Here is a 12,173-nt window from a genome sequence, read left to right as displayed (position 1 = left end):
CTTAGGCCTCTATCTCGTCACCTGGCTCGGCGGCCTCGTCCGGGGGAATGTCGTACCCGGCGGCGGTGGCCCAGACGCGATAGGCGGCACGCCATTCCCGGTAGGTCTTCGCGCGGTAGGTCTGGATGAGTCGGCGTGCCGCGTCGATGGTGTCGAAGAATTCCTGGTCATAGTCCGGGGTGGACATGAAGACCTTGTGGAGGACCTCGGTCGCGGTGTAGGTCGCGAGGTGGTCGTCGTKCGCGCGGTCGGATCGCATCGCCAGATCGCCCAGGGTCAGCGGCCCGAGGTCGTCGACTGGCGTCGTGTTGTAGCTGAAAAGCATGTGATTTCCTTTTCAAGGATGAGAAAGGCGGGGACAGTGGCTAGCTGGTTGTCAGGGAAGGCGGTTTCCACATGTGCGCCGCAAAGGGCGTCGAGGCCGCTCGGGAGTCTCACCGGCTCCGGCCGCGCTGGACCAGAGCGATTCCGCCGTAGACCAGACCCCCGACGATCAGAATGGGGCCGATGACCGGTAGGACGTGCTGCACCACGTAGGAGAACGCGAAAAGCACGAGGTACAACAGTGCGATGATCAGAAACCAGCGGACCAGCATCCACCAGAAAAGCGGACGGTGGTAGTAACGGTCACGGCGGTAGAGCACGGAGAACCTCCGGTTGGAGACTGATGGRATTGAGCAGTGTTCAGGCCGCTTTCGTGTGGGGAACGGCGACGGCGAGGGAGCAGAGAACGGCGTAGGCGAGGTCAGGTGGGACGGCGTTACCAATCTGGGAGATCTGGCTTGTTTTAGTCCCCTGCCAGGGGTGGTCCGGAGGGAATGACTGGAGAGCGGCGAGTTCGGCGACCGTGAGGGGGTCTGGGGCGCCGGTCCAGCGGCCGGTTTCCTTGGCCTGCCGTAGGGTGCGACGGGCGAAGGTTCCGCCCCACGCGTTGCCGCCTGTGGTGACGGTGTAGGAGGGCCGGTCGACGAGTCCGCGGCCGAGAACGTCGACCATCGACCGCCAGGGTTTCAACGGCGGCGAGACACGCGGCCCGCCCCGCTGGTAAGGACTATGGGTGGGTGCCGGCGGGCGAATGGTGGGGCTGTTTCGTGTGGCGATCAGGAAAGCGCGCCGCCGGGTCTGAGGAATGCCGTACTGTTCGGCGCGCAGAATGCCGGTCCAGGTGGCGTAGCCGAGGCCGTGTAGGCGGGCCGCGAAGCCCTTGAACAGGGGTAGGACCGTGGGGACCTCCTCCATCGCCACCCAGCCGGGGCGCAGCCGTCGGATGTAGCGCATGGGCTGGTAGACCAGTGGCCCGCGCGGGTCGGAAAGCCCGCCGCCCCGGCCCGCGACGCTGAACGGCTGGCACGGCGGGGACGCGATAAGACCAGCGACCCCGTCAAAGTCGGCGGGATTCATAGCGGCCACGTCGCCTTCGACGGTGACCAGGCCGGCGGCCTCGCGAGTACGGCAGGTAGACGGGTCGAACTCGATTCCTATATCGGTGAATCCGAGGCGTGCGCAGGCAAGGGACCATCCCCCCGGGCCCGCGAACAGGTCCAATACAGTCGCCATGAAATCGTCCAAGGAATGTAGAGGCCGACACCCAGAGGGCGGCGGCAGGGAATTACGGCAGATCCCGCCGGGATACCTGTCGTTCCGGCGAGCCGTGGTTACGTGACGGACCGTGGAAGCAATCACGGCCAGGCCGGACGCTTGGCGTTACGAGGGCGCCAGGAAGAGCAGGAAACGAGACGCCGAGGCGAGCACCCACACGACGGCCAGCCAGATACGAACCGAGATCGGATACGCCCGCACGGCTCGCCAGTTCAGACCGACCGCCAGCACGGTTTCCAGCAGCCACCAGGACAGGTCGACCAGGAGGAACGCCGTCGGCCACCTGGCCAGGTGGACTCCAGGGCCGGGAAACGGGTCGAGCCCGATAGCGAACCTCACCGGTCACGCATCCGGGACACGACCACGAACCCCGCCCAGACCAGGCCCGCGACGATCACGAACGGGCCGACGACCGACAGGACGCGCGACGCGACGAACGAGAACAAAGAAAGGACAACGAACAGCAGGCCGAAACCGAGCGACCAGCGGATGATCGGCGACCACGGCGAACGGTAGTAGTAACGGCGCATGAAAGCTCCCGACGATACGGAGAGAAGATACGGACCCGGCGATTCCCGGAGGCCGCGTTTGCACTACCGATTTTTCGCCGCCGCCGCTATCCGCGCAGTTCTCAAACCGTCAAATTCCCTGGGCTAAACCCGGCGCCGCCCCGGCGCGGTCCCGGCGCCGGAGCGGCGCCATTCCGGCGGCGCCACCCCGGCGTGAACCCGGCACCAGCCCGGCGTGAACCCGGCACCGATCCGGCACGCACCCGACGCCGGACATGTGGCCCGACGTCCTACCCGCGCCCGTGCGCCGCCTCGGCGCGCGCCCGGTCCGGCGGGCGCGTGGACGGCACAACGGCGTCACAAGCCCGAACGAATCCGATGCCGTATCTGCCTGATCGCGGGCAGTGTCCGAAGGGTGCCCGTCCGGGTACGGACCGATCACGCAGGAGGGAGCCATGTCGCGTCCCGACCCATCCGATCCGGCTGACCTCGTCGAGCGGCTGGACGCGCTGGTGCGCGGACTGCTAGCGCACGGGGTCTCGCATCCGGCCGATCTGGTCGCGTCCGAGGATGGCCGTGCGCTGACCGACCTGGTGTTCCCGGCCGGCAGCGGCGCGGGCAGCGTGCATGACCGGGCGATCCGGACACACCGGTTGATCGTCGCGGCGGTCGCCGCGCTCGGGCGGCCCGCCGCCCCCGCGCTGGAGGCCCTCCTGGACCTGCACCCGGCCGCCCGGCCCGCCGGGCGCCGCCCGATGCTCACCCGGACCGAACGGCGCGAGCAGGCCGGCACGTACTACCGGGTCGCGGGCGACACCATCCGCCGCCACCACGAACCGCGCCTCGTCCGCAGGCTGGCGATGGAGATCTACCAGCGCGCCCGGCTCGGCGACCTGACCACCCACGGCGCCCCCGAGCACAGCCGCCCCCGCCACGCACCGGCTCCGCCCGACCAGTACCGGACCGGCACCCCGGTACCAGACGCCGGGCGCGCGCCCCGCGAACGCGGGTAGCGCGAACCGCCGGTGACCACGCCCCCGGGCAACATCGGCCCCTACACGCTCATAAGCCGCCTCGGCGCCGGTGGCATGGGAACCGTCTACCTGGCCCGGAACCCCGGCGGTCACCTGGTCGCGGTCAAGGTCATGCACCAAGCCCTCGACGGCCCCGCGTTCCGCGCCCGGCTCGCGCGGGAAGTCGACTACGCCCGCCGGGTTCCGCGTTTCTATACCGCCGCGATCCTCGACGCCGACCTCGACGCCGAACCGCCCTATCTCGTGACCGACTACATTCCAGGGCCGACTCTCGCCGCAGCCGTCCGGCGCGGCGGCCCCCTTTCACCGCTGGAGGTTCTCGGGGCCGGAGTCAATGTCGCCGCGGCGCTTACCGCGATCCACGACGTCGGGCTGATCCACCGCGACCTGAAACCCGGAAACGTCATCCTCTCGCCCACCGGCGCCCGAGTCATCGACTTCGGGGTGTCCCGCGCGATCGACGCCGAACTGACGCTCATCACCGGTCCGGGCCTCGTCGGGACCCTGCCGTTCATGGCCCCCGAACAGGCCTCCGGCCGTGAACCCACCCCCGCTCTCGACGTCTTCGCGTGGGGCGGCCTCGTCATCCACGCGGCGACCGGCCGCTACCCGTTCGGCCGAGCCCACAACATCGAAAACCTGATCCACGCCATCGCCCGGCGGCCGCCCAACACCGACGGGATCGACCCGCCGCTCGCCGCGCTCATCCACGCCGCGATGGCCAAGGACCCCGACCAGCGCCCAACCGCCGCCGAGCTGTACCAGGAAGTGATCACACTTCCCGCCGCCGCCGCCCCGCCGCCAGCCCGCCGCCTTACCCACGCCGACATGCCGGCAGCCTTGGAGCAGACGACGCCGGCGCCCACGCCCGCGCTCGACCCGCCGGCCCAGCCGCCACCGCGGCACCCCCGCGGACGCGCGCCCCGGATCCTCGCGGCGGCCACAGCGGGCGTCCTCGCGGCGGCCCTCGCCATCACCCTCATCCTGGTTCGCGGCGCATCCACGCCGCGTACAGGCGCTCCGGCGGCAGCCACGACGCGACCCGCCGCGTCGTCGACCACCGACACACGCCCGCCGCTCGCCACCTTGCGTACCACCGGCGCTGTCACGGCGGTCCGCTACGCCCCCAGCGGCGCACTCCTGCTCGTCGCGAGCGACACCGCGAAGCCCCGGCTGATCGACCTACGCGACCCGACCCACCCACGCGCCCTGGCCGAGCTGGACACCCCACCCGCCACCGCCGCCGCCTTCACCCCCGACGCCCGTATCCTCGCGACCGCCGACGCCGACACCATCCACCTGTGGGATCTCAGCAATCCGGCGAGTCCCGCCGCGCTCTCGACCATCACCAGCGGCCAGATACACCACCTCGCCGTCGGCGCCGATGGCACCCTCGCGGGCGGCAACACCGCTGGCGTCGTCCACTTCTGGGACATCACCGACCCCGCCGCGCCGGAACACATCGGCGAATTCCAGACACAGGCCGGCCCGATCGTCGGAATCGCCTACGTCCCCGGAAACACCTTTCCCATCGTCGCGACCGCCCTCGCGGCCCAGCTACGAGACGACACAGGAACGCTGACCGGTGCCGCCATCGCACGCTTCGACGAAATCACCAGCATGGCCGTGAGCCCCGACGGGAAAAGACTCGCCACCATCGAAAAGGACAACTCCATACACCTGTGGAACATCGAAAACCCGACAATCGCCACCGAAATCAGCGACGCCCTCGGACCCGGCCGAGCCGCCGCCTTCACACCCGACAGCCAGACACTCACCATCGCGGCCACCGACCACACCGCACGCATTCTCGACCTCAGCAACCCCGCCGCGCTCCGGACCGTCACCACGCTCAACAGCAACGCGGGTGAACTCACGGCCATCGACACCAGCCGCGACGGCCGTACCCTCGCTACCGCATACCAGGACGGCGCCGTCACCATCTGGCCCGCACCGGCGTAACCCGAAAGACGCGCCGGGGCGTCGCCCCGGAACAGCCCCGAGGCCGGATGGTGGGGGCACAGGGTCGGACGTACGGCGATGCCGCCGCAACGCAGGCGGCCCCCGACCGGTGGGGTCGGGGGCCGCCTGCGTGGACGCGCGTCGGTGCCGGCTACGTGGTCGGGGCGGCGGTCACCAGATGGGCATGGGTGCCAGCACCCCGCTGGATGCGGAACCCGAGGGTGCCCAGTAGGGACGCGAGGGCGTAGCCCATGACGTCCGGCAGCGTCGCGGCGGTGGCCTCGCTGTGGACGCCGAGGGCGGGCAGGTGGGGGTGGGTGGCCCAGCCGATGGCGACCCCGGCGGGGGTCGCGTGGCGGGCCGGGACGACAAGCGCGCCGCCGTGCGGCTCGGCGCCGCCGGTCTCGGCGAGCGGCAACCCGGCAGCGACCAGCGCCCCGGCGACCTGGAGCGCGAGCATCGCGACGTCGTCCCGCAGGGAGCGGACGGGGCCGCCGTCGTCGTCGCGCAACCGGTCCAGATGGGTGCACAGGTGGCGTTCCCAGGAGAGCTGGTCCGGGGCGGGGCGGGCGGCCACGGTGCCGTCTGGCTGCGCGCAGCCGTAGACCGCGCGCGCGTCCGGGTCATCGGCTCCGGCCTTAGTCGCGTCGTGCCGGTCGGCCCACGGCCCGCCGACGATCGTGCTGAACACGGTCGTCCACCACGCGGGCACCGGAGCCCGGTCATGGCGCACGCGGACCGTACGCAGCAGGTCCGGCGGGACCTCGGCGACCGGCGCCGCGACCTCGGGCGTCCAGCCGCCGGCCGGAGTGGTCGGCGCGTCGGCGTCCACCGGCGCGTCCCCGTCGGGCCACGACCGGAACACCAGCACCACCCCGTCGCGGTCACGCGGCGAGCGGCGAGACGTCAGGTAGGAGCCGGGCTGGAGCGCGGCGACCGCGGCGCGGACGTCGCCGGGGTCGGCACCGGGAAGGACGGTCAGATGGTGGCGGTCACCGATCGACGCCACATACGCCCGTGGGGGGTTGCGCCACGCAGAGCCACCGGATGGCGGGACACTGGACATGGGTCTTCGTCTCCTGTCTCAGCAGGGATGTGGATCAAGGCCCCGGGTCGGCGCGCCAACGCCGGTTCGGGGCCGCCTTACAGGCGGCACGTGCCGAATTCCTCCCGCCATTAGGTCAGGCGGGAGCCATGGACGCGGACTGTTCCGCGCCGGAGCGCGGTCACGCACGTCAAAGAGGCCTGCGCCCCGCCGCACGACGGGCGACGACCGGGCCGGGGCGTTCCCGGGTAGCGGGTAGCGCCCGCCCGAGGCCGTCGCAGCCCCGTAGAGCCAGTTTCCGGGCCAGCCTCGCCGGGCGACGCGCCCCCACCGCCGCACGCGACGCGCATACCAAGCTCGTCGACGCGGTCGACTCCCTGACCGGCGACGCCCAGTACGCGGCTCGCACGCTTCTCGCACTCGAAGGGAAGCCCCGGACCACCCTCACCAGCCGCAGAACCCTGATCRCAAAGCGCTACGGCATCAGCGTCGACCGCTTCGCCCGCGCCTACGAGCCAGACGTGATCATTGAACTCGCGCTCGCGCTCGCCGAGCGCACCGACCCCGACGTCACACTTCCCGCTACCTACACACCCGCCCGCCGACCGCCGTCCCTACGGACCTTCCGGCGGGTCGCTCCCTCGGACATACATGAGGCCCTCCGCATCATGGCCAACAAGACCATGCGCGCGGAGGGCCTCACCTATGCCCGACCGCGACGCGGCCCCCGGACACACCGATGCACACCACAACAGCCCTGACCTGCGCTTGCAGCCCGCTTGCAACTGCAAGCGAGTGGGCGGGCTAAGGGCGCAGACCCATATACGACGCGAGATCCGCAAGCCCCACCTTGCGCGCGCGCCGCACGGTCGCGGCGTCTAGCAAATCACGCACGATGTAGTGCGCAAGCTTTTGGTTTCGTAGCCACTCAGGTGCGGTGTCCCGCAGTTGACCCACTGTATTTACAGCGGCGTTATAGTCCCGCACGGCGGTTTGCGCCTCTGCTACCGCCAGCAGGTGTCGGGTCCATGTTGACTGGGGTATATGTGCAGAGAACGGCACAGTGCGCGCCAGCGCCAGTGCTCGGACTGCGTCGCCCGTGGTCAGCGCCATTTCGACCTCCATCGCGGCCACGGTCGTTGGTCCGAACGATGCGAAGTATTGGCCATAGTCGAGACGGTCTCGCTCCACCCTTGCKGCGGCAGATCTGGCGAGTCTCAGAAGGTCGCTCGCCCGTTCAGGGGAGTTGTTGCGCCCCGCGCATGCCGATGCGCGAACGAGAAGCCGRCCCCATATCGAGATGTGCTCTGGGGTACTTTGCGACAACGACGGTTCGATTTCCTCCGCCATTCGTACGGCTGTCTCTTCCGCGTCGGAAAAACGCCCTTGCCGCAGGAAGATCCACGCTAGGTAGGACGCGGTGGAGCCCCGGATGAGGTCGTCTCCCACCGACGCGGCAGCATCGGCCGCTTGGCGTATCGCGCTGTAGGCGAGATCTTCATGCCGAAGTTGGATCAGTACCGAACCGGTGATGATGTAGGTGAACGCGAGCAGTCGCCCCGTAGTCGCGCGGTCGCTGTCGTCGGACGCTGCTACGGCCGCTTGGGCTGTGGCCAGCACGGCGGGCAACTCGGTCACGGCATCGTTCAGCCGTGAGTCGTTGTACAGCCGCGCGACGTCTTCTGTCATGACTCGCAGCGCACCGACCGACACAGCGTCCGCTGATGGACCGTGTCCGGGCGGCGCTGGTTCTAGGACGCGGCGAAGCGGCAGCAGCGCCACCCTGCCGCGTTCCTCTGTGTCGTCCATGTAGGCCGCTCCCTCGAACAACTCTGCCGTCCGTATGTCGAGGCCCCGCGCGAGCGCATGCAGCGTCACGACACGGACGCTCTCCCGTTGCCCCTGCTCTAGCTTATTGATCACGGCCACTGACACGCCGGATCGTTCGCCTAGCTCCTCCTGCGTCAGTCCGCGCCGTCGCCGTACCTGGCTCAGACGTCCCCCCAGGTCCGTATCCGTCATCGGACCGCCTACCCTCGTCGCCGGAAACTCACCCGTAGCGTCCTACCTATGACGCCCCGCGTCAGCAGACTACGACGCCACGCCCGTTCAGTTAACGCTGATGTACTGAGAGCCTTCCTCTAGGCGCCCAGCCCCGCCGACCTCACCGCCTGCGCGGTCCTGGGGCTGGGCTGCCGGCCACAGCACAACCAAGGGAGGAAGCCGCGGTGACCGCTGGCGTCATTGCTCAGGCCGTCACGCGGTTCGCGCCGGTAGCCGCAGCCGTACCGGCCGTACGCGCGAGAACCGTTCAAACGCTCACAGCGTGGTCCGTCGACCCGCAGGCCGTCGAGGTCGCCCAACTCGTTGTGTCAGAACTGGTCACCAACGCCGTACAAGCAAGCCGGCCGGATGACGAGTTCATCGCAGCCCGTCTGTCGGTCATGAGCGGGAACGTGGCCATCGAGGTCTGGAACCGGCCTGACGCTACCCAGCCGCACGTCCGRCACCCTCCCGTGGACTGCGAGTCAGGTAGGGGCCTTGCACTGGTCGCGGCGATCACTAGCCGATGGGGTGCCTATCGCGCGCGAAGCGGCGGGGTAGTCGTGTGGGCACGGTTCCCTGGGCAGGTCTTGCGCCCACAGAGCGAGCCTGATGAGGCACCGATGCCGACGCGGAGGCCCCAGCCCGTGCCCGATCCCGCGCCCATGTCGAACGCGCCGATCATCGAGTACAGCACCGATCCGAAGGTTCTGTCGCGTGTCGCCGACCGGCTACGTGMGCTCGATGCTTGGCACGAAGACCCGACCGACCGGACCTCACCCGACGTCGCGACGCTCATAACCGGTCGCTGAGCGTCCGGTAGCGCTGCGCGGCGGATCGACCGAAAGGCGGGGCGGGAACCTTGTTAAGTCCGATACGTCTGGGCTACAGCATGTGGGGATTTCTGGGAAACGGAGTCCTGGACACACCGGATGGAGCACGCGCCTACCGGCGACCTTTTGTAGATGGACTCGTCACCGCCGGATGCGAAATTGTCTTTCTGCAAACGAACCGTGACCTTGATGAGGCCGGCTGCGATCTGACCGACCGTTACCGGTGGGACTCTGTGAATTTTCCACCTTTGGATGCGGTTCTCTTGGAATGGCGGTGGCCGCTTCTCGGAAGAAACACCACTGTCTGTGGTAGTCCGGGGCACACCTGCGACCTGCATCGCCAAAATGACTTGGTTGAGTATTACACGCGCGCGAGGCGACTTCCGACGCTGCTATGGGATCTCGACCGACAGTTGGCCATCGACAGTCCGCTACGCAACCTTCCTCAGGTTCGCGTCTGCGAATTTGCAACGTCTCCTCTGCCGGGCACCGACTTTCTTCCTTGCCCGGTTCCTGACGAACTCGTCGACGAAGCAGACCCAGGATCTCTGGCCGCTCGCCCGCGTTCGCTCGATCTGGTCTACGTCGGTAACCAGTACGACCGTGACGACCACTTCAACAACTTCTTCGCCCCGGCTGCGGCGCTGGTTTCACATCAGGTTTCGGGGAAGTGGCCGCGCRTCGAGAAGTGGCCGTGGGTGAGTTTCACTGGCAGGGTTCGCTACCGCGAAGTGAGACAAATTCACCGCACCGCCCTAGCGACCGTTCTCTTGCTGCCTCACCGATACCGGCGAGTCGGTCACATGACCTCGCGGTGGTGGGAAGCATCGCTGGCTGGCTGTCTCCCGCTCGTACCGGCCGATGTATACGACGCGGACCGGTACGCGCCGCCGGAGCTTCACGTAACGAATGGCCGTGACGTCACGGACAGAGTGGCGTGGCTCCGGTCGATCGCCGGTACGGAAAGACATGCCGACCTGATCGCAGCATGTCTGGCGCGGGTTGAACCGTTTCGTTGCTCGACTCAGGCTCGCGCAGCAGTACGCATTCTCAAGGAGCGTTCATGATCGGCGGACCTACGTTTCCCACGTTCGAGCCTGCGTACCGGCGCGTGCTCACGGAACTCCGCGACCAACCCGCCCACTCGACCTGGACGCGAGGAAAAGCGGCCGTCGAGATCACGAACGTCAGCTTTACGATCGCCGATCCTCGGGCGCGGACACCGTACATTGCGGCGCGCAAGGCGAACATCATTTTCAACCACGCCGAGGCGCTGTGGTATTTGACCGGTCGTGACGACCTTGAGATGATCGCTCACTACGCTCCCACGCTGCGCAAGTTTTCCGCCGATGGGTACACATTGACCGGCACCGCATACGGCCCCAGACTGTTCACCACGGGTGGCGCTGACGGACGTAGTCAATTCGATCGGGTACTCGCTCTATTGCGCTCGGATGCCGACAGTAAGCGTGCCGCGATGATCATAATGCGTCCCGATGAACTCGTCGATCCGGCCAACCCCGACGTCGCCTGCACTCTCGGACTCCAGTTCATGCTACGGCGGGACCGACTTCACATGTCCGCGTACATGCGTGGCAATGACGCGGTCGTCGGCATGCTCGGTGACATTTTTGCATTCACCTTTATTCAGGAGTTCGCAGCCCGGMTACTCGGAGTCGAGGTCGGCACCTACTCGCATCATGTCGGATCGATGCATCTGAATATGGAAGACCGAGAGAAGGTCGACGCGATCCTTGCCGAGCCGCCCCGCCCTACTTTCAGACCCGTAGCCATGCCGCCGGTTACCATGGCCATACTTTCTGAAGTCGCACACTGGGAAGAGCGACTCCGGGCTAATAGCTGTGCTTTTGGTGCGGACGACGGGAAAGGAATGCACCCGTACTGGCGCCAAGTAGTAGCTCTGTTCGAGGTTCATCGGCAAATCACGCAGGACGGCAGCCTCACGCCTGAGAAACTCGATCTTCTACGACCGGGACACCGATGGCTCATCGAGCAAAGATGGCCGTCCCAGCAGCCGACCGGAGTAGGACGGTGAGCATCGCTATCGACTGGACAAAATGGTCTGTCGTCTTACTCAAACCGGACTGTCTCGCGCGCGGCCTAATGGACCAGGTACTAGAGGCTGTCGCTGTTGAGGCCGCGCTAGTAGACCGCCGTATTGTGAGACCATCCGAGACGCAAATTTTCGCGCACTACGACGACCTACTTACTACACGGCGCCCCCRCTTCACGTGGGTTGATGTACAGGCCGACTTGTGTTCCACCTACGTTGGTCGCCCCGTCGCTATCGCGCTCGCATATGGCCCAGATATTGCCCGCAGGCTACGCATCCTCATAGGAAATTTTGACCCGACCAACGCGGCCCCAGAAAGCATTCGTGGGCGATTTGGCGTCGATTCATTCCAGCGAGCTAGGGCCGACGGACGTCTTGTCGCGAACGTAATCCACACCTCCGATGATCCAGYCGGCGCCGAACGCGAATTCGCCATCTGGTACGGCACCGCAAACCGTCATTTACTCCACGACGCTACGATTGAAGGAGTGACTTCATGACGATCGACCCAACGATGATCATTGATCCCGGACCCCGAAGMCTGCCGTACCTCTCCGAGCCCGAAAAGGCGAAGCTCGACCCCTACATGTCCCTCGTGGTCGGCTACCGGAAGTCGGGACTATCGCTCAATCACATCATCGGCTGTCCCCTGGACTGCGGCTATTGTGTTCGGCATTTCTGGGGCAACTTCGAGGTCAAGGTTCCACACCTCCTGTGCTCGACCGACGATGCTGTCGAGCAGCTAGTTTCCCATCCGGCGTTCCGACCTCACGTCACGCCCGTGCAACTGTTCAACAAGGCCACCGACCCTTTCCTTCCGGGCGTGAAGCCACATCTTTTCCACGTTCTTCATGCCCTTGATGTCCGTGGCTTTACTAACCACGTTCTCGTCATCACCCGTTTCAAGGTCACGGAAGCCGATCTAGGGGAGCTAGAGCAGCTACAGCATCTGCGGGTCACGTTGCTGTTTACCTACGCGGGAATCACGGACACTCGCGTAGAGCCGATCTCCAAGAGTGACACCACCGTCCGCTCGCTCCGTACCGCGATCGGCCACAAGCGCCGCACGGGAGT

Annotated in this window: 14 protein-coding genes and 2 pseudogenes; 9 read left to right on the top strand and 7 right to left on the bottom strand. The window is 67.0% G+C overall.

Features of this window, described 5'->3' with window-relative positions:
* Position 1 precedes the first annotated feature (1 nt).
* The 5 genes from BL253_RS31400 to BL253_RS31380 form a co-directional block, all read right to left on the bottom strand.
* Positions 2-325 carry a hypothetical protein gene (locus BL253_RS31400; protein WP_076820928.1) on the bottom strand — a complete coding sequence of 108 codons (324 nt, stop codon included), beginning with the start codon at positions 323-325 and terminating at the stop codon, positions 2-4.
* 109 nt (positions 326-434) lie between these two features.
* On the bottom strand, positions 435-644 hold the full coding sequence (locus BL253_RS31395) for a hypothetical protein (RefSeq protein WP_076820927.1): 210 nt from the start codon (positions 642-644) through the stop codon (positions 435-437).
* 40 nt (positions 645-684) lie between these two features.
* The gene (locus BL253_RS31390; protein ID WP_076820926.1) at positions 685-1,557 is read right to left on the bottom strand and encodes a DNA cytosine methyltransferase; all 873 of its coding nucleotides are present in this window, start codon (positions 1,555-1,557) and stop codon (positions 685-687) included.
* A 147-nt stretch (positions 1,558-1,704) separates the two neighbouring features.
* Positions 1,705-1,938, bottom strand: coding sequence for a hypothetical protein (locus BL253_RS31385; protein ID WP_076820925.1), 234 nt, complete (start codon positions 1,936-1,938; stop codon positions 1,705-1,707).
* Complete coding sequence (locus BL253_RS31380) at positions 1,935-2,129, bottom strand: hypothetical protein (protein WP_076820924.1); 195 nt, start codon at positions 2,127-2,129, stop codon at positions 1,935-1,937. The genes BL253_RS31385 and BL253_RS31380 overlap by 4 nt, the downstream gene beginning before the upstream one ends.
* Before the next feature lie 434 nt (positions 2,130-2,563).
* On the opposite strand from BL253_RS31380, the gene BL253_RS31375 reads away from it, so the two are divergent.
* Both BL253_RS31375 and BL253_RS31370 read left to right on the top strand, forming a co-directional pair.
* Positions 2,564-3,121: a hypothetical protein gene (locus BL253_RS31375; protein WP_076820923.1), complete on the top strand. Its 558-nt coding sequence runs from the start codon at positions 2,564-2,566 to the stop codon at positions 3,119-3,121.
* A gap of 12 nt (positions 3,122-3,133) precedes the next feature.
* On the top strand, positions 3,134-5,104 hold the full coding sequence (locus tag BL253_RS31370; RefSeq protein WP_076820922.1) for a WD40 repeat domain-containing serine/threonine protein kinase: 1,971 nt from the start codon (positions 3,134-3,136) through the stop codon (positions 5,102-5,104).
* Positions 5,105-5,255: 151 nt separating this feature from the next.
* Here BL253_RS31370 and BL253_RS31365 read toward each other — a convergent pair whose 3' ends face one another.
* Positions 5,256-6,170, bottom strand: coding sequence for a hypothetical protein (locus BL253_RS31365; protein WP_131831616.1), 915 nt, complete (start codon positions 6,168-6,170; stop codon positions 5,256-5,258).
* A gap of 128 nt (positions 6,171-6,298) precedes the next feature.
* Between BL253_RS31365 and BL253_RS41940 the strand changes: the two genes are divergently transcribed.
* A complete protein-coding gene (locus BL253_RS41940) occupies positions 6,299-6,910 on the top strand; it encodes a hypothetical protein (protein WP_131831615.1) in 612 nt (203 codons plus the stop codon).
* Between the two features lie 43 nt (positions 6,911-6,953).
* On the opposite strand, the gene BL253_RS31360 is transcribed toward BL253_RS41940, so the two are convergent.
* Positions 6,954-8,171 (bottom strand): helix-turn-helix domain-containing protein, encoded by a 1,218-nt coding sequence (locus BL253_RS31360; RefSeq protein ID WP_076820920.1) that lies wholly within the window; start codon positions 8,169-8,171, stop codon positions 6,954-6,956.
* A 206-nt stretch (positions 8,172-8,377) separates the two neighbouring features.
* Here BL253_RS31360 and BL253_RS45565 point away from each other — a divergent pair.
* The 6 genes and pseudogenes from BL253_RS45565 to BL253_RS31335 form a co-directional block, all read left to right on the top strand.
* Positions 8,378-8,755: pseudogene (locus BL253_RS45565) on the top strand (ATP-binding protein); the annotation flags it as partial.
* Between the two features lie 84 nt (positions 8,756-8,839).
* Positions 8,840-9,004, top strand: a complete 165-nt coding sequence (locus BL253_RS44195) for a hypothetical protein (RefSeq protein ID WP_241835309.1) — start codon at positions 8,840-8,842, stop codon at positions 9,002-9,004.
* Positions 9,005-9,084: 80 nt separating this feature from the next.
* Positions 9,085-10,092 carry a hypothetical protein gene (locus tag BL253_RS31350; protein ID WP_198946477.1) on the top strand — a complete coding sequence of 336 codons (1,008 nt, stop codon included), beginning with the start codon at positions 9,085-9,087 and terminating at the stop codon, positions 10,090-10,092.
* Entirely contained in the window at positions 10,089-11,081 is a 993-nt protein-coding gene (locus BL253_RS31345; RefSeq protein ID WP_076820918.1) for a thymidylate synthase, read from the top strand. The genes BL253_RS31350 and BL253_RS31345 overlap by 4 nt, the downstream gene beginning before the upstream one ends.
* Complete coding sequence (locus tag BL253_RS45560; protein WP_420801736.1) at positions 11,027-11,599, top strand: nucleoside-diphosphate kinase; 573 nt, start codon at positions 11,027-11,029, stop codon at positions 11,597-11,599. The genes BL253_RS31345 and BL253_RS45560 overlap by 55 nt, the downstream gene beginning before the upstream one ends.
* Positions 11,596-12,173 (top strand): annotated as a pseudogene (locus BL253_RS31335) (hypothetical protein); the annotation flags it as partial. The gene BL253_RS45560 and the pseudogene BL253_RS31335, both read left to right, overlap by 4 nt.

The organism is Pseudofrankia asymbiotica, from assembly GCF_001983105.1.
GTDB classification, from domain to species: domain Bacteria; phylum Actinomycetota; class Actinomycetes; order Frankiales; family Frankiaceae; genus Pseudofrankia; species Pseudofrankia asymbiotica.
The sequence above is the reverse complement of the archived record's forward strand: the minus strand, read 5'-3'. Positions and strand labels throughout refer to the sequence as shown.

What these genes read in the sequence shown, in the direction of transcription:
- BL253_RS31390 (WP_076820926.1), bottom strand. Translation starts at nt 1,557, where the DNA reads ATGGCGACTGTATTGGACCTGTTCGCGGGCCCGGGGGGATGGTCCCTT.
- BL253_RS31380 (WP_076820924.1), bottom strand. Translation starts at nt 2,129, where the DNA reads ATGCGCCGTTACTACTACCGTTCGCCGTGGTCGCCGATCATCCGCTGG.
- BL253_RS31375 (WP_076820923.1), top strand. Translation starts at nt 2,564, where the DNA reads ATGTCGCGTCCCGACCCATCCGATCCGGCTGACCTCGTCGAGCGGCTG.
- BL253_RS31365 (WP_131831616.1), bottom strand. Translation starts at nt 6,170, where the DNA reads ATGTCCAGTGTCCCGCCATCCGGTGGCTCTGCGTGGCGCAACCCCCCA.